Raw genomic sequence first — 17398 nt, 5'->3', positions numbered from 1 at the left:
ATGAATTTAGAAAGTATTTTTGAAAAAACCATAAAACAAAATGTGCGTTTAGTAGCAGCTAGCAAGTATGTTCAAGATGAACAAATTCGAGAGCTTTTTAAGCAAGGTGTTGTAGAGTTTGGAGAAAATCAAGTTCAAGCTTTAGCTTTAAAGAAAGAAAAACTTCAAGATTTAGAAATCAAATGGCATTTTATAGGTAATCTCCAAAGTAATAAAATCAATCTTTTAATCAAACAAAACCCATTGCTTTGGCAATCTTGCAATGGTTTAAAAAGCGCCAAAGCTGTAGATAAAAGACTTGATTATAAATTAGATACTTTATTAGAAATAAATACTGCCAATGAAAGTTCTAAAAGTGGCATAGAGCAAAATAAGGCCATAGAAGAGTATTTGCAAATACAAGAAGAGTGTAAAAATTTAAATCTAGTAGGCATTATGTGTATAGGCTCTATGGATGAGGAAAAAGTTCAAGAAAGTTTTGAGCAAACTTTTAAAATCTATGAAAATTTACAAAAACACGGGGCAAAAATTTGCTCTATGGGCATGAGCGGGGATTTTGAGCTAGCTATAAAATGTGGCTCAAATATGGTGCGTTTGGGGAGTATTTTATTTAAATAAACCCCATTTGTTTTGCTTTTTCTATCATAAAATCTGCACCATTTTCACTTTTTAATTCTTGTAAGGCTAAAGATTTTTCTTCTAGTGAGAAATTTTCCACTAAGTTTAAAAATTTATGTTTTTCTTCTTGGGTTAAAATTTCACATAAATTACGCTCTTTTAAATACAAAGCATTAAAATACTGATGATTTTTAGCTGCATAGGGATAAGGAATAAAAATACAAGGAAGTAAATTTGCACTAAGCTCAAAAAGACTACTTGCACCTGATCTTGATATGGCTAAATCTGCTTTAGAAATTTTATCCATAATATTTTTATCAAAGTCAAAAAGATCTGCATTGACATTTAAATCCTCATAAGCTTTTTTACATCTTTCATAATCATTCTTACCACATTGATGAATGATATTTATGCCTTTTTCTTTAAAATATAAAGCATTTTCTAAAGCAAGATCGTTTATAAATTTAGCCCCTTGAGAGCCACCAAGAAAAATAATATTTTTTAATTCTTTTCTTACTCTTGCTTTTTGTGAAAAAATTTCATTAATAGGATAAGGACAAAAGAAAGTATTTGCTTTATTAATTTGATCATCAAAAGCAGTAAAAAAAGCTTTAGAGAAAGGCTTTAAAAGTGAATTTAAACTTCCCATTTTTGAATTTTGCTCATGGATTAAAAGCGGGATATTTGCCATTAAAGCACCAAAAGCGCCTGGAGCACTGCTATATCCACCCACACTAAAAACTACTTTAATTTTATGTTCTTTCAAAATTTGTTTTGTTTTTCTTGCAAGTTTTATAATATGCAAAAACGATTGAACCTTAGCTAAGCCTTTTTTATTAACAACGCCTTGAGAGCTTAGAAAATATTTTTTATAAAAGCTATTTTCATTTTCAAACCATAGTCTATCTTGCCCATTTTCACTTCCTATGTAAATGCATTCTATGCCTTGTTTTCTTGCACTTTGTAATAAACATCTAGCTATAGCTAAATGCCCTCCTGTACCTCCACCTGTAATTGCTATCATTTATCCTCTTTATTTAGCTTTTCTTCTAAAATAGCAAGCCTTGCTTCTAATTTAGCGATTTTTTCTTCATAATCAATCTTACCATGTTCTTTAATATAAGCAGGTATGCCAATAGCTGTTAAATTTGCCTCAACATCTTTTAATACAACTGCATTTGAGCCTATTTTGGCGTTTTTACCTATGGTAATATTGCCTAAAATTTTAGCACCAGAACCTATGATCACGCCATCTTCTATAGTGGGATGTCTTTTAGTGTTTTTATCTAAACTCGTTCCACCCAAAGTAACACCTTGATAAATCAAAACATCATTACCTATAATAGAAGTCTCGCCAATCACAACCCCACTTGCATGATCTATAAATATCCTTCTACCCAAATGTGCCCCAGGATGTAAATCAACTCCAGTAAAAAACTGCGAAATTCCACTAACAATCCTTGCTATTTTTTTAAAACCTTTTTGGTAAAAAAAATGAGCAAAGCGATAATTTACCACAGCCCAAACACCAGGATAGTTAAAAACTAATTCCACCCAAGATCTATATGCAGGATCTTTTTGTTTTGGCATAGAAAAATCTTCTTTGATTAGTTTAAAAATACTCATTTAGAACCTATGCTTTTTAAATATCCATTATCATTTAAGAATAAATAAATTTCACCCAAAATATGCTTTTTTTGATTTTCATTAACAAGTTTTGAAGCATAAATTTTTTCATTAATATTATCCATAATTGCATGAATATCATAGTCAAGATCTTCTAAAGTATCTAAAATAGATTGAGCCTCTAGTATACTTTCTATTTCAAAACCCTTTTCATTGATACTTATACAAGCTTCAGTTGGATGTGTAAAAAGATTATGCTTCATACCAAGGACTTCTTGATAAGCTCCCACTAGGAAAAATCCTAAAAAATAATCTTCAACTTCTACATCAATATCATGTAAAAACAAAGGATTGTCTTTAGAATAAGAAATTTCTCCATCACTATCGCAAGTTATATCCCATATGCTTGCACTTCTTGTAGGTTTTTTATTGAGTCTATCAAGTGGCATGATAGGAAAATTTTGTTCCAAGCCCCAAAAATCAGGCAAAGACTGAAATACTGAAAAATTCACTAAATATTTTTCTTGTACTTCATTTTGCAAACTCGATAAATCAGCTTGATCGCCCACTAAAGAAATAGCTTTTCTCATAATCAAATGCAATAAAATTTCACTATTAGAGCGATCTTGTAAATCTACATAACCCAAATCAAACAAGGTTAAAATACTCTCCATATGATCAATACTATCATGTAAATACTCAAGCGCATTAGAAGCTTTAATGTTTTTATACAAATCATAAAGTTCATCAATAAGTTTTGGATTTTTATCTTTTAATAAAAGTTTGCTTTCTGTGTATTCTTGAGAAAAAAGCTCTAAAACAGGCGCTACTAAAACAGCATGATTAGCTGCTACAAAACGCCCACTTTCTATAAAAATATCAGGTTCTAAATCTTTTTTTTGTTCTGCTATGCTTTTTAAAATAAACACAACATCGTTTGCATATTCACTTAAGGTGTAATTTCTACTTGTTTCATTTTTAAACTGAGAATATTCTACTGCTAAACCCCCGCCAAGATTAATAGCTTTTAAATTTTTTGCCCCCATTTTTCTAAGCTCGGTGTAGATATTACCCGCTTCATTTAGAGCTTTTTTTAAAGGATGAATTTCAGTAATTTGCGAGCCTAAATGAAAATGTATCATAGTAAATTGATCTAAAAGTTTATTAGCTTTTAAAAGATTTACTGCTTCAATAAGCTCAGTAGATGTTAAACCAAATTTTGAATTTATACCACCACTTTTTGCCCAAATTCCTACTCCAGCTGAATGCAAACGCACCCTTAAGCCTATATTTGGTTTTGGCTTAAAACGATTTTTAGCAATTTCAATCATCGCTTCAAGCTCATTAAGCCCTTCCATGGTTAAAGTGATATTATGACCCATTTCACACGCTATAAAGCCCATATTTATGAGTTCTTTGTCTTTAAAACCATTAACCGTTATAGGAGCGCCTTCATTATTATAAGCCATAGCTAGTAAAAGCTCAGCCTTACTTCCTGCTTCTAAACCATAGTTATATTCTTTGCCTAGATTAACTAAATTTTTTACAAAACCTGGATATTGATTAACTTTTAAAGGATACACAGCATTAAAAGAACCTTTGTAGTTAAATTCTTTTTTTGCTTTAGAAAATTTATCATAAATTTGCTCAATTTGTTTATGGATTAAATGAGGAAAACGAAGCAATAATGGCCCCTTATAGCCATCATCACGCAAAGTATTTACTATATCTATAATGGCAGGTTTTTTACCATGATTTACACATACTTTGCCATTTTCGATGATAAAATTATTCGCACCCCAAATATTAATACCATAATCAATCATAACTCATTCTCCAAATTTGCTAATTTTATATTTTTAATATCTTTATTTTCTAAATTTTTATAAAAAATCTCTTCTTTTTGCATTTCATCTTCACCTATACACAAAAAGATTTTAGCATTAGTATTATCTGCTTGGTTTAAATGCTTTGCAAGTTTTTTTGCTTCATAACTTATATATACTTTATGTTTTTTTCTTAAAGTATTTGCTAGTTTAAAAATAGTATCTATATAAGCTTCATCCATAGCACAAAGATAAATCCCTTCTCTAGCTTTTACGCTTTGTTTTTGCTCTAAAATAGCCATAATCCTTTCTATACCCATAGCAAAACCCACACCATAGCCACTTTTGCCATCTAAGTATTCAATCAATCTATCATACCTTCCACCACCTGCTACGGCAGCTTTTGCACCGATTTCATCACTAACAAACTCAAATGCACTTTTAGAATAATAATCAAGCCCACGCACTAATTTCTCATCACACTCAAACTCAACATCATTTTCTTTTAAAAGTTTTTGCAATTTTTCATAATCTTTTTTACAACATGGGCATAAATTTTCACTTAGTTTTGGCACATTTTCGATTAAACTTTGACAATGATCATTTTTACAATCAAGCACTCTAATAGGGTTTAAGTCTTTTCTTCTTAAGCAATCCTCACAAAAACCTTCTTTAGAATTTAAAAAAGCTATGAGTTTTTCTTTATATACACCCATACATTCTTTACAGCCTAAAGAATTAATTTTCAAACTTGTATGAATTTCTAAGCGTTTAAAAATTTCATTTAGCATTAAAATAATGCTCGCATCCTCATACACACTTGCTATACCAAAGCTTTCTACACCAAATTGATGAAATTCACGCAATCTTCCTTTTTGTGGCCTTTCATAGCGAAACATAGAACCATGGTAAAACCATCTTTTAACACTTTGAGCCTTATCCATTTTAGCTTCTATGTATGATCTTACCACCCCAGCTGTCCCTTCAGGCCTCAAACACACATCATTACCTGCTTTATCAACAAATTCATACATTTCTTTGCCAACTATATCAGAGCTTTCCCCAACACTTCTTTTAAAAAGCTTAGTAAGTTCCAAATGTGGACAATTAATAAAGGTAAAACAATAGTTTTTAGCCACTTCTTCACAAGTTTTTACTACTTTTTCATAAAGAACGGCTTGATCATCTTGTAAATCTTTCATTCCTTTTAAAGCATTAATCATCTATAAATTCCTTAATCTTTTCATGTAAATTTTCAATACTCAAAGAAGCATCTAATTTTAAAATTTTTATATCTATCTTAGTTTTTAAAAACTCTAAAGTTTCTTCTAAAGCTTTTTGTATATTTAGAAAATATTCAATCCCTCTTTTTTCAATACTATCTAAATCTTTTTTAGAAAGTCTTTGCTCAATAAGCTCTTTAGAACCATGCAAAAACACAACCTTTTGTGGAAAAAGTCCACCTGTGGCAAAAGAATTTAACTCAAATAAAATTTTTTGATCAAAATCACATCTTGCATAAGCCATATTAGAAATAAAACTACGATCTGAAATGATAAGTTTGTTTTTATTATGCGCTAAATGCATGTCGATTAAATTTGCTCTATCTGCTAAAAAAAGCAAAAGCTCAGCCTTTTTAGAAAATTGCATTTTACTTTCTAATAAAATTTTTCTCAAATGCACTCCAAGCTCACTTCCACCTGGTTCTTTAGTAAAAAATGCATTATGAAAATATTTTTTTAAAAGCTCTATTTGCGTGCTTTTGCCTACACAATCAACCCCTTCAAAAGCTATATACAATCTCTCTCCTTTAATAAAGGTATAATTTCTTTTGGCACAAGCTTACTCACATCGCCATTATGCATACAAATTGATCTTACTATGGAGCTTGAAATAAAAGAATTTTTTAAGTTTGGCATAAGATATAAAGTTTCAAAATCTTCCCAAAGCATGTGATTTGCATAACCAAGTTGTAATTCATACTCAAAATCACTCACCGCTCTTAAGCCTCTTATAATGATATTTATTTGCAAATTTTTAGCAAGATCTACTAGTAAGTTATCAAAAGTTGTAATTTTAACATTTTTTAAGTCTTTTGTAGCAATTTTTACCATTTTTTCTCTATGCTCTAAGCTAAACATAGGCTTTTTACTCTCACTTTTAGCTATGGCAACAACTACTTCTTCAAACATCTTGCTAGCTCGAATGATCACATCTAAATGTCCATTAGTGATAGGATCAAATGTCCCTGGGTATATACAATTAGCCATCATTGCCACCTTTGATATAAATTATGCTCAATGTTTGCTAGATCAAGCCATTTTCCTATGATAAATTTATATAGTTTTTCTAAATTATCAATCTTAGCATAACTTGCCATTACAGGAGGAGCGATGATAACTCCATAGCTAGAAAGTTTAACCATTTGTTCTAAATTTAAAGTAGAATAGGGCATTTCCCTTACCCCAAGTATGAGTTTTTTGCGTTCTTTTAAAGCCACTCCTGCAGCTCTTGTAAGTAAAGTATCATTTATACCACAAGCAATTTTTGCCAAAGTATTAATCGAGCAAGGTGTGATAAAAGTCGTTTCTATGCCAAAAGATCCACTTGCAACGCATTGACTAATATCTTCATTATCTAAAAAATTTACATGTTCAAGCTCAAATTTATCTTTTATGTGTTGCAAAAAGTCTATATTTTCTAAAAGAGAATTTTCTTTTGCAAAGCTTATTTTTGCATTTTTACTCACAATGGCATAAATTTGCCCTTTTTCTTTTAAATGTTTTAACAATAAAAAACCAAGTTCACAAGAACTAGCCCCGCTAATACCTACTAAAATTTTTTTCATTTTAGCTCCACATAATTTTTACTAATAACTTTACCATGCACGACTTTTCCATCTTTATTTTTAAGACGAATTCTTTGGTTTAAATTCCCACTTTGCAAGGCTTTTAATTCTATTATCATGCTTAAATCCCCATCTTTGATAACTCCATAAACAGAATCATTTCTTTGTATAAGGGTTTTAGTTTTAAACATATTATATTTTAAAATCATATTTTCTCTTATATTGCTTTTGGCTATTAAATTTGCGATTTCATCTTTTTTTAATACACCTTGAGGAGCTTTATCAAAAGGAATTTTTAAAATTTTAAAACTAGCAGGGCTTAAATTTTCATTACGCGCAATAGGACGCGTGGTTTGTAAAACTTCTAATTTTGCCTTTAAAAAATACTTAAAAAATATATTTTTTTTAAACTGCTCTGGAGTTTTAAATTCAGCCTTTACAAAACCATCAGCTCTATCAAAATTATGATTGCCTAGTTTTAAAAAAATGTATTGATTAAAATCAGCAGGCAAACTTGATTGAGTGTTAAGATCTAAAGAAATGATTTCTAGTTGCGGATAATTTGTCTTAAATTCTTTAATCAAAGCTAATTTTACTTCATCAAAATTCGAAGCAAAACTAAAAGCATAAAAAAATAAAACTAAAATGATTTGCTTAAAAAACAATACAGCAACCTTTTATAAAAATATATTAATCGTATAATACATTAAAAAAGTTTGATTTTAGTTAAAAGAAGTGGAGCGGGAAACGAGATTCGAACTCGCGACCCCAACCTTGGCAAGGTTGTGCTCTACCCCTGAGCTATTCCCGCATTTTAAAAGTAGAGTGTGATTTTATCAAAACTTTATTTTATTGTCAAGTTTTTAAAATTAAGGAATGTTTTTTGCTTGTGATTATTAAATTTTAAAAGGAGTTCTCATGCAAGTAAATGATAAAAATAATCCGCTAGCCCTAAATAATATGACAAAAATCAAAGAAAAAAACACATCTTCAGATGAATTTCAAGCTACACTTAATGCACTTAAAGACAAAGAAGAAAAAGAGTATAAAAAAGATAGCAACAATGCTTTTAGTAATACAGATTTAAATATAGGTTCAATCTCTAAAGATTATAGTGTATATGCTTGGGATAAATTACGCCAAAGCAAATACCAAAAAAATGAAGAAAATATCTTAAATAATCTTTTTAAAACCTTAGATAAAGCAAGAAATTAATCATTCAAAATAGGGTAGTGCAATACCCTATTAAATTTTTAAAACCTTCACTTCTTGATCTTTTATTAGTTTTGTATCATCAGTTTGCGTGATTAAAATATGCGTGTTTTCACATAAAGGTTTTAGCATACCTGAGCCAAATTTAGCTTCGCTTGGTTTAAAATAACCATCGACTAATTTTCCAAAAGCAAAATCATTTCTTTGACCTTTGAAATTTAAATCTTTAGTCAATCTTGCTTTATCAAATTCCAAAAGTTCTTTACCATCAAGTAAATTGAGTATATTTTTTGCAAAAATATGCGTTGAAACTAAAGAAGCCAAAGGATTTCCTGGTAGGGCTAGAAAAAGCATATCGCTTTTGCTAAAAAGTTTTACATGTTTGCAAAGTTTAGCATTTACTTTTTCAAAAATAGGGCTAAAATCACACTCAAGTAAAGCTTGTTTGATAAAATCAGCCTCACCCACGCTAGCTCCACCACTGCTTATAAGTATATCAAATTCCTTATTTTCTAAAAGCTTTTTATATGCATTTAAATCATCTTTTATAAGTCCTAAATATTCAACATCAGCATAATCTTGCAAAATAGCATAAATTCCAAAAGCATTTGCATTGTATATGCTGTATTCATCAGCATTTTCCCAAGGCTCTACAAGCTCATCTCCACTTGAAAAAATCCCAACACGCAATTTTTTAACAACATTTAACTCATAAATTCCTTGAGCAGCAAGCATAGCTACCATACCTGAAGTGATTTTTTGTCCCTTTTTAAACAAAAGCTCTCCAAGCTTTGCTTCCTCGCCTTTAAAGCGGATAGCATTGTTTTCTTTAGCGTTTTTAGCATTGAGCTTTTCATCTTCAAGCAAAGCTTCTTCAAACATTAAAATGGTATTTGCATTTTGAGGAATTTTAGCCCCTGTCATAATCTTATAGCATTCATTTTTTTCTATAATATAATCATTTTTATCGCCTGCTAAAATACTTCCTTTTATTTCTAGCAATTCATTCTTATGTGTATAATTTAATGCATAGCCATCTAGGGCAGAATTATCAAAAGCGGGTAGGTTTTTTTTCACAAAAACATCTTTATATAAAATACACCCCAAAGCCTGTGTCAATTTTACTCTTTGAAATTCATTTTTTGCTTTGATTTGTTCTTTTAAAAAATCTAAAGTTGCAAAAATATCTCTCATTCTTCAAGCCTTCTTATACTTGCACCTAGTTTTTTAAATTTTTCTTCTAAATTTTCATACCCTCTATCAAGATGATAAATTCTATGAATTTTACTTGTACCTTTAGCTGCTAAAGCTGCTAAAATCAAAGCAGAAGATGCACGCAAATCAGTAGCCATAACATCAGCTCCCAAAAGCTCTTTAGTGCCATTTATAGTAGCAATATGCCCGTTTAATCTTATATCAGCTCCCATTCTTAAAAGCTCACTTACATGCATAAAACGATTTTCAAATAATCTCTCATCAATAATACTTGTACCATTTGCTTTTAAAGCTAAAGCCATAAATTGTGCTTGCATATCTGTTGGAAAGCCTGGATATTCGCTAGTTAAAATTTCAACTGGTTTGATTTCTTTAACAGGATTTATACTAATACTATCTTCATTAATATCAAAGCTAAAGCCCATTTGCTCTAGCTTTGCCAAAACTGCACTAAGATGACTTACGTTGACTTTTTTTAGAGTGATTTTTGAGTTAGTGATAGCACCTGCACACAGATAAGTTCCTGCTTCAATACGATCAGGAATGATTTCAAAAGGTTTAAATTCTAAAAGCTCTCCACTTGTGCCATAAATTTCAAGCTCAGAAGAACCTATGCCTTGTATATCAAGCCCAGCCCTAGCTAAAACCTCACAAAGTTGTACCACTTCAGGTTCTTTAGCAACATTTAAAAGTCTAGTTTTGCCATGAGCTAGAGCTGCTGCCATAATGATATTTTCACTACCTGTAACAGTGATTTTATCAAACATCACATCAACACCCTTAAGCCCTCCACTAGCTACCACATAACCTTGTTTAATCTCAATATTAGCTCCCATTTTTTCTAAAGCCAAAAGGTGTAAATCAATAGGGCGTTGGCCTATAGCACAACCTCCTGGTAAAGAAACCTCACAGTTTCCAAATCTAGCTAGTAAAGGCCCTAAGGTAAGTATAGAAGCACGCATTTTACGCACGATGTCGTATTTTGCTATGGTTTTATTTAAATGTTTTGTATTTATTTTTGCAAAATTGTCTTTAAAAGTATAATTTGCTCCTAAGTTTTCAAGCAAAGAAAGTAGGGTGCAAATATCTGCTACATTTGGTAAATTTGAAATTTGAACTTCATTTTTAGCTAAAATACTTGAAGCTATCAAAGGAAGCGCAGCGTTTTTTGCACCACTTATTATCACTTCTCCATTTAACTTTTCAACACCATCAATCTCTAAATAAGTCATTAATTTTCCTTAAAATATATACATAATGATATAATAATATTTTACTACAAATATTATATAAATTAATAAGATTAAAGGTGTTATTTGGACTTTTTTGAGCTCTTGGATTGGCATTTTTCTTTGAGTACTAAGCTTATCATAATAAAATATGGCTTGTTTTTAATCATAGGCTTGACTAGTTTATTTACTTCTTTTTTTACTTTTTGTCTTATTACAAGGAAATATCCCAAAACATAATTTTTCTTTAAATTCCTTTTAGCTATGAGCGCGATTGTGTTTATAGGTACAATAGGGGCTTTTAGCTAGCATGATAGCTTGTATAAAACCTGCGGCTGCTGCTTTTGTGAGTTTTTTATTTTTAGGGACTATTTATGGCGTGATTGAACTTTTTGCTTTGATTATTCTTATAGTGTATTTTTAAACGCTAAAAAGTATTAAAATCATTGTATACTTTGCATAGCTTGATCTAGCATTTGCATTATCCTTGCATATATGCTTTGCATTTGCGAATTTAAACTTTGAATTTGAGAATTGATCATTTGAGCTTTTTGTGGATCTTGGCTTGATTGTAATTTAGCATTTAATTCTGCTATTTTAGCTTGTATTTTAGAAAGTTCTTTATAAAGTTTATTTAACTCATCTTCTGATTTTTCTCCATTTTGACTTTCTTTAACGCTTTTTTCAAGCTCTTTTATACCTTGAGTAAATTTAAACTCTATAAAATTCTTATTTTCTTTGCTTTCTTTTTCTTCTTTTTGAGTATTTAAAATATAAGGATTAATTTTACTAATATAATCATTTATTTGCATGATGCATCCTTTCTTTAAAGATACATCGGATTTTTTTATAAAAATTTAAGTTCTATCGTGAAGTTTTTTTGCTACCTCTGCGGCTAATTTTAGCTTTTCATTATCAAAATGTGTGTAAATTCTTGAAGTATTTAAACTTGCATGACCTAGTGCTTCTTGGACTAAAACTAAATCTTTTTGTTTTTTATAAAGTAGGGTAGCAAAAGTGTGTCTTAACATATGAGCTCCATTTTTTTGCTTGCGAATTCCTGCTTTAAATAAAATTTGTTCTACTATACGCGAAATGTAAGCTTGGGTTAGGGCTTTACCATTGCGATTGACAAATAAAAGTCCATCGCAAGAAAGATAATTTACTCTTACATCTTTTAAAAGATGCTCTATAAGCTCTTTTTTAATCATCACAACGCGATATTTATTGCCTTTAGCTCTAATACGTATAATATAAAGATCATTTTCTTCGCTAATATCTTTTAATTTTATATTAATAGCCTCACTAACCCTAATTCCTGTAAAAATGATGATTTTAATAATCAAGCGATTGCGTATGGTATTACTTTTAAAATCTGTATTATCAATAGCATCTAAAAATTTACTCACTTCATCTTCGCTCATATACTCAGGTAGTTTAACTCCTTTAGAGCCACTTACACCTGCCCAATTTTTAAGGTTGATATCAAAAATATGTGCTTTTTGATCTTCTTCGTTTTGTTTATCTAAAAATGCAAAAAAATTAATCACAGCTATACGATAATTTTTTTTACTCGCATCAGATAAAGAAGCGCTAATACTTGCTAAAATTTCCACTAAAAGCTCTTCATCAATTTGTTTTAGCGAATAAAGCTTGTAAAATAACAAATATTCATAAAGTTTTTTCAAAGGATTAAAATACGTATTTACACCACTAAGTCCTGCATTTCTTGCTTTTTTTACATAAGCATCAAGCTCTTGTATATTTTTAACACCCTTACTTAGAGCTAAATTTACTACAGCCAAGGCTTGAGGGTCTTTTAATTCCTTATTTGATAAAGAATTAAGCTTAAATTTCACATATCTACAAAGCCAAAATAAAAATGACTTTTCAAAATTTTCTTCACAATCTAGAGGATATTTCATCACTTATTCTCCAAGGCTTTCAAAGTAGCCATTTTGGCATGGATATAAACACTATTAAATAGTTTTTTAGAGCTTTCTTTTACAATCAATCCAAGTTCAGTGCAACCCAAAATCACTCCTTGAACTTGTGGAAATTGAGCAATCAAATCATCTAGATATTTTTTTGAATCTTTATTTATAATACCTTTACAAAGCTCATTGAAAATAATATCATTAAGCTTTAAAACATCATTGCTTTTAGGGATAAAAACTTCAATCTTTGAGTTAATTAAAAGTTGTTTATAAAAATCTTCTTGCATAGTGTATTTTGTTCCTAGTAACAACACTTTATCGATTTTTTGCTCTTGAAGCTCTAAAAGCATAGCTTTAGCTATATGTAAGATAGGAATTTGAATGTTTTTTTGTATGTTTTCATAACATTTATGCATAGTATTAGTACAAATTAATATAAAATCAACTCCACATTTTTGCAAAAGTAGGGCATGTTGGGTTAAAATTTCACTTGCTTTTTGCCAATCATTCTTACGTTGGCATTCTTCTATTTCTTCAAAATCAACGCTAGTTAAAACTATCTTAGCGCTGTGTAATTTTCCTAATTTTTCATTTGTTAATTTATTGATTATTTCATAATAGCTAAGTGTGCTTTCATAACTCATTCCACCTATTAAACCTATGGTTTTCAAACTTTTTTCCTTTAAAATTAATATAAAAATTATAAAAAAATCTTACTTAAAAAATATCAAGCTATAATTATAAAAACAAAATAGGGTAATGATATGTTTTTTAAGAAAAAAACCATGCAAAAGCAAGTAAAACAAAACAATATTTCAAACAATGACTTTGCACAAGAAAAAAGACTTTATGAATTTAAAGAAAATATGAAAAAACTTAGCAAAGATGAAAATAGTGCTAAACTTTTAGCAAGACAACTTTCAAGATTAATCCAAAAATCCAAATAGAACTAAAAAATCCATACAAGCTAAACCTTTTATATTTATTTTCCTTTTTACTCATTATTTTAGCTTTTTTAGCCCATAAAAATATTTTAATTTAAACTTAATATATATGTAAAATTATATGATAAATAGTAAAATCTTGAAATTATATATATTTTGTATTGAAAACTATAATTTTCAAACTTTTATATTTATCTGCACTTTAGTAAGTAAAATGTATTTTAAAATACCTATAATATAGTATTTTAAAGCATTTTAATTTTTGAGTGAAAATAACTTATCCATAAAAAAATAAGTATAATTTTTTGAAAAATATTATAAGTTATTTTATGTAGCTACGAAAGATTAAAGATGTATATTTTTTATTTCAACTAAATTTTAGTTTGTATTTTTGCTTAAATAAAATTGAAGTTTAAAAATGTAGATTAGTTATTTTCTTGACTTTTAGGATAATCAAAAAACACAACTTCTCCGCTATGTTCTTTTATATCTTTAAATTCTTTTATATCAAATTGCATGCATAAAATAGCAGAAGTTGGAAAGTTTTCTAAATCTATATGAGCTAAATATTCACAAAGTTCTTGCAATAAAGGATTATGCATAATTAGCACTACCCTACTCTCTTTTAATTCTTTTATAAATTTCAATACATCTTCTAAATTACCATCATAAAAGTTTTTTTCTATCTTAATATCTTTTTCTTTTAAAAAAAAGCTTTTGCAAAGTTTTTGTGCTGTTTTTATACAACGCCTAGCAGGACTTGAGATAATGCTTTGAGCTTTAAATTCTAAATCTTTAATCCTATAAATCATAGTTTTTAGATCATCTTTTCCACTAGAACTAAGCTCTCGTTGTAAATCTTGTTCGTAGTTTTCTTTTTGAGCCTTTGCATGACGGATAAAATAGATATATTTCATCTTATAACCTTAAATTTACCCAAAACATATCCACATGTAAAGCCGAAAATATGTGCATACCAGGCTATATTTACACCCATAAAAATAGGTACAAAACTCATTAGTAATATAGCTACGATAAGTCCTTTAGTGGCAGTTTTATCCAAATATGCATAATATCCCATTAAAACACATATAGCACCACTTGCACCCACTACATTTACAAAACTACCATCAAAGCTTAAATACACATAAAAAGCACTAAGTAAAGAGCAAAGAATTCCACCGATTAAATAAAGCAAAGCAAATTTGAAACTTTTTAAGTATTTTTCAAGCATAGAGCCAAATTGAAAAAGTACTATCATATTTAAAATCAAATGAGGCCAATTTCCATGCATAAACATTGAACTTAGAATTTGCCAGTAAAATCCTTGAAAGAAAAATAAATTTAACCCTAAAATAACATCTAAATTTAAAGATCCAAAATAAAGATAATTCACAAAGATAAATATCACGATATTTAAAGCGATTAAAAAAGAAGCTACCATTGCCCTACTTTGTATTTTTAATAATTATAACAAAAAGCTATTTAAATTCTAGCTTACACATAAAATTCACACTAATAAGATACAATATCGTCAAAAAATAAAATAAGGTTAAAAATGAAAAAACTAGCTTTAGCTTTTTTTATCACACTAAATACCCTTAATGCTGGTATAGTCATAGCACCCGATTCCTTGCCAGTAAATATCAAACAATTTATTAAAGATTATTTTAATGCAGAAATAGGTCTAGTAGAGCAAGATGGTTATTCCTATGAGATTTATTTAAGTGATGGAAGCGAAATTGAGTTTTCACTTAATGGAGAATTTAAAGAGGCTGAAAATTTTAGATCGCTAAATTACGCAATTTTGCCTCTGGCAATACAAAATACCATTAAAAATACTTATCCCAATACAACGATCATAGAAATAGAAAGAAAAATTTCTTATTATAAAATAAAACTTAATAATCAAATGAAACTTTACATAGATAACAATGGAACGATTTTAAGACAAAAATTTGATGATTAAACAAAGATTACATTTTAGATTCAATGTTTGATTGATTCAAACATTGAATTGTTTTTCAATTTAACTTTTCAGTTATTTTGTAATTAAATTTTGAACTAAATTTTGTAGTTGTTTCTTTGTATCTTCTTCATTAGAAAAGGTAAGTAAATTTGCCTTAGGCCAAAAATAACTCTTAGGGTTTTCAAACCTACCCCAACGCCAATCAAATCTAGGAGCTAAAAGCACTATAGTAGGTATATCTAAAGCTAAGCTTAAATGTGCTATAGCACTATCTATACTTACCATAACATCAATATCTTTTAAATGATATACTGTATCGTTCCAATTTTTTAATTGTACTCCTCTATTTTCAATTTGATCAGGCAAATTCAATCCATCTATTCCTTCTACTTGAAAAGACACAAGATCAAGATCTAAATCTTTTAAAGCATAAATTAAAAATTCAAATTCTACATTTCTTAATAAATCTGAATTAGCAGCATTAGGAGTAAACCAAAAAATTCCTATTTTTTTCTTTTTGTTCTTTGGTTTTTCTAAAGCTATTAAAGGAGTATGTAACTTAGAAATTTCATCTAGTTTAATATCACAAAGTAAAGGTAAAGAGCAAATGGGCATAGCATAATCAAATTCTTTTGGAAAGTCTTTTAAAATTTTTAAATTAGAAAACATATCATTTTGTTTACTCAGTTCTTTGACTTGGTTTTTAAACATTTCATACATTAAACTTTGAGGAGCAAATAAAACCTTAGAAGCTATTTGACAAAGCTTTTCTAAACATCTTGCATACATAATAGTATCTCCAAAGCCTTGCTCACAAAAAACTAAGATTTGCTTGTCTTTAAACACCTGTATGCCTTCTTTGTTAAAAGCTTGTATGGTTTTATTATAATGATAAGGAGAGAAGGTTTCATTATGAGCATAAAATAATCTACTTTCATACACTCTTTTACCCTCTTCGAAATTATCATTTTCTCCCATACGCATCAATAAATAAGCCAAATCAAACTGATAAGTTGCATGTGGGTGCAAACTCAATGCCTTTTGATAAGCATTATAAGCATCTTGATAATGAGCACTCAATTCTAGTACTTTTGCATAGTTTTGCCAAAATTGTGCATTGTCTTGATTGTATTCACATAGACTTTCAAATAATGTTAAAGATTCTTGTAATCTCAAAAGTTTAAAAAGCAAATAAGCCTTTTGGGGTAAGATTTTTGTATTTAAATATTCTTGCATTTTAAATACAGTTAGATTTTCTTGGGTTTTTTCTTCTAGTCTATCTTGCAAATTCGTACCATTGGTGAATTTTTTTTCTATCAATTCTTTCTTTTGTAATTTTTGTATCATGATTTGGATAAAATCACAAAGCTCATTGTGAGCATTCAAAGCTTTTTCAAAATTGCTTTTAAAATAAAGCTCAGCATAATTTTTCCACAAATCAAGATTATACATATCTTTATCTAAGGCTATTTTATATAATCTTTGTGCTTCTTCTAAGCGTCCTATGTTTTGATAAGCAAAGGCAAGTTCTAAAATAAGTTCATCTTTTAAAAAGCATTGTCTTTGTAAAAGCTCTTCAAGTAAGCTAATACCATCATTAAAATTCTTATTAAATAAAAGTGCTTTAGCAAGCATTAAACCATAAAAACTACTAGGACATAAATGAAAAATTTGTTTTGCATAATGCAAGGTTTTTATATAATCACCTATTTTAAAAGAAGCCATCATAGCATATTCTAAAGCATTTTTAGGATCTTGTTCTAAATAAGCCTCACTATATTCTAAACATTTATGATAATCTTCATTATAATAATGATACAAAATTTTATCTAGCATGCTTTTCCTGTCTACTTTAAATTATATTTAATCCTCTCCCCAGAATCTACTTAATCTACATTAAGCTTAAATATTTAAGCTTAATGTGATAGAGTTTGCTAATAAGGAGTTTATGTTTATCACTATAAAAATCTTTTA

Annotated in this window: 20 protein-coding genes and 1 tRNA gene; 4 read left to right on the top strand and 17 right to left on the bottom strand. The window is 29.0% G+C overall.

Annotated features, from left to right (window positions below; all coding sequences use genetic code 11):
• Nucleotides 1-618 carry a YggS family pyridoxal phosphate-dependent enzyme gene (locus tag ACOTVC_RS04600; RefSeq protein ID WP_039641434.1) on the top strand — a complete coding sequence of 206 codons (618 nt, stop codon included), beginning with the start codon at nt 1-3 and terminating at the stop codon, nt 616-618.
• Here ACOTVC_RS04600 and murG read toward each other — a convergent pair.
• From murG to ACOTVC_RS04555, 9 genes are all read right to left on the bottom strand, one after another.
• On the bottom strand, nt 611-1642 hold the full coding sequence (gene murG, locus ACOTVC_RS04595) for an undecaprenyldiphospho-muramoylpentapeptide beta-N-acetylglucosaminyltransferase (protein WP_087684677.1): 1032 nt from the start codon (nt 1640-1642) through the stop codon (nt 611-613). The genes ACOTVC_RS04600 and murG overlap by 8 nt on opposite strands.
• Nucleotides 1639-2244, bottom strand: coding sequence for a serine O-acetyltransferase (cysE, locus tag ACOTVC_RS04590; protein ID WP_039641431.1), 606 nt, complete (start codon nt 2242-2244; stop codon nt 1639-1641). The genes murG and cysE overlap by 4 nt, the downstream gene beginning before the upstream one ends.
• A complete protein-coding gene (gene speA, locus ACOTVC_RS04585; RefSeq protein ID WP_087684674.1) occupies nt 2241-4070 on the bottom strand; it encodes a biosynthetic arginine decarboxylase in 1830 nt (609 codons plus the stop codon). Before speA ends, cysE begins: the two co-directional genes overlap by 4 nt.
• Nucleotides 4067-5293 (bottom strand): histidine--tRNA ligase, encoded by a 1227-nt coding sequence (hisS, locus tag ACOTVC_RS04580; RefSeq protein WP_421627828.1) that lies wholly within the window; start codon nt 5291-5293, stop codon nt 4067-4069. Before hisS ends, speA begins: the two co-directional genes overlap by 4 nt.
• Nucleotides 5286-5870, bottom strand: coding sequence for a dTMP kinase (gene tmk / locus ACOTVC_RS04575; RefSeq protein WP_039641425.1), 585 nt, complete (start codon nt 5868-5870; stop codon nt 5286-5288). Before tmk ends, hisS begins: the two co-directional genes overlap by 8 nt.
• The gene (gene coaD / locus ACOTVC_RS04570; RefSeq protein WP_080749655.1) at nt 5861-6340 is read right to left on the bottom strand and encodes a pantetheine-phosphate adenylyltransferase; all 480 of its coding nucleotides are present in this window, start codon (nt 6338-6340) and stop codon (nt 5861-5863) included. The genes tmk and coaD overlap by 10 nt, the downstream gene beginning before the upstream one ends.
• Complete coding sequence (locus ACOTVC_RS04565; protein WP_039641421.1) at nt 6340-6918, bottom strand: UbiX family flavin prenyltransferase; 579 nt, start codon at nt 6916-6918, stop codon at nt 6340-6342. Before ACOTVC_RS04565 ends, coaD begins: the two co-directional genes overlap by 1 nt.
• Complete coding sequence (gene flgA / locus ACOTVC_RS04560; protein ID WP_052241381.1) at nt 6915-7583, bottom strand: flagellar basal body P-ring formation chaperone FlgA; 669 nt, start codon at nt 7581-7583, stop codon at nt 6915-6917. Before flgA ends, ACOTVC_RS04565 begins: the two co-directional genes overlap by 4 nt.
• Nucleotides 7584-7654: 71 nt before the next feature.
• Nucleotides 7655-7729, bottom strand: a tRNA-Gly gene (locus ACOTVC_RS04555).
• A 107-nt stretch (nt 7730-7836) separates the two neighbouring features.
• Between ACOTVC_RS04555 and ACOTVC_RS04550 the strand changes: the two genes are divergently transcribed.
• Nucleotides 7837-8133 carry an invasion antigen C gene (locus ACOTVC_RS04550; RefSeq protein ID WP_039641419.1) on the top strand — a complete coding sequence of 99 codons (297 nt, stop codon included), beginning with the start codon at nt 7837-7839 and terminating at the stop codon, nt 8131-8133.
• A gap of 30 nt (nt 8134-8163) precedes the next feature.
• On the opposite strand, the gene ACOTVC_RS04545 is transcribed toward ACOTVC_RS04550, so the two are convergent.
• From ACOTVC_RS04545 to ACOTVC_RS04525, 5 genes are all read right to left on the bottom strand, one after another.
• A complete protein-coding gene (locus ACOTVC_RS04545; RefSeq protein WP_039641417.1) occupies nt 8164-9324 on the bottom strand; it encodes a molybdopterin molybdotransferase MoeA in 1161 nt (386 codons plus the stop codon).
• Complete coding sequence (gene murA / locus ACOTVC_RS04540; protein ID WP_039641415.1) at nt 9321-10577, bottom strand: UDP-N-acetylglucosamine 1-carboxyvinyltransferase; 1257 nt, start codon at nt 10575-10577, stop codon at nt 9321-9323. Before murA ends, ACOTVC_RS04545 begins: the two co-directional genes overlap by 4 nt.
• A gap of 440 nt (nt 10578-11017) precedes the next feature.
• Nucleotides 11018-11386 (bottom strand): hypothetical protein, encoded by a 369-nt coding sequence (locus ACOTVC_RS04535; RefSeq protein WP_039641413.1) that lies wholly within the window; start codon nt 11384-11386, stop codon nt 11018-11020.
• Nucleotides 11387-11431: 45 nt separating this feature from the next.
• Nucleotides 11432-12499, bottom strand: a complete 1068-nt coding sequence (locus tag ACOTVC_RS04530; RefSeq protein WP_039641411.1) for an integrase/recombinase — start codon at nt 12497-12499, stop codon at nt 11432-11434.
• Nucleotides 12499-13182, bottom strand: coding sequence for an aspartate/glutamate racemase family protein (locus tag ACOTVC_RS04525; protein ID WP_039641409.1), 684 nt, complete (start codon nt 13180-13182; stop codon nt 12499-12501). The genes ACOTVC_RS04530 and ACOTVC_RS04525 overlap by 1 nt, the downstream gene beginning before the upstream one ends.
• Nucleotides 13183-13275: 93 nt before the next feature.
• Between ACOTVC_RS04525 and ACOTVC_RS04520 the strand changes: the two genes are divergently transcribed.
• A complete protein-coding gene (locus tag ACOTVC_RS04520) occupies nt 13276-13458 on the top strand; it encodes a hypothetical protein (protein WP_039641408.1) in 183 nt (60 codons plus the stop codon).
• A 422-nt stretch (nt 13459-13880) separates the two neighbouring features.
• On the opposite strand, the gene ACOTVC_RS04515 is transcribed toward ACOTVC_RS04520, so the two are convergent.
• Entirely contained in the window at nt 13881-14372 is a 492-nt protein-coding gene (locus ACOTVC_RS04515) for a phosphohistidine phosphatase (RefSeq protein WP_039641406.1), read from the bottom strand.
• A complete protein-coding gene (locus ACOTVC_RS04510; protein ID WP_039641405.1) occupies nt 14369-14899 on the bottom strand; it encodes a rhomboid family intramembrane serine protease in 531 nt (176 codons plus the stop codon). The genes ACOTVC_RS04515 and ACOTVC_RS04510 overlap by 4 nt, the downstream gene beginning before the upstream one ends.
• Nucleotides 14900-15013: 114 nt before the next feature.
• On the opposite strand from ACOTVC_RS04510, the gene ACOTVC_RS04505 reads away from it, so the two are divergent.
• Entirely contained in the window at nt 15014-15424 is a 411-nt protein-coding gene (locus ACOTVC_RS04505; protein ID WP_039641403.1) for a PepSY-like domain-containing protein, read from the top strand.
• A gap of 72 nt (nt 15425-15496) precedes the next feature.
• On the opposite strand, the gene ACOTVC_RS04500 is transcribed toward ACOTVC_RS04505, so the two are convergent.
• On the bottom strand, nt 15497-17260 hold the full coding sequence (locus tag ACOTVC_RS04500) for a hypothetical protein (protein ID WP_421627823.1): 1764 nt from the start codon (nt 17258-17260) through the stop codon (nt 15497-15499).
• Nucleotides 17261-17398: the final 138 nt, after the last annotated feature.

It is taken from the genome of Campylobacter sp. GB48 (assembly GCF_049221845.1).
In the GTDB taxonomy this organism is placed as follows: Bacteria; Campylobacterota; Campylobacteria; order Campylobacterales; family Campylobacteraceae; genus Campylobacter_D; species Campylobacter_D lari_C.
Note: the sequence above shows the minus strand (reverse complement) of the source record. Positions and strands in the feature narration are given on the sequence as shown.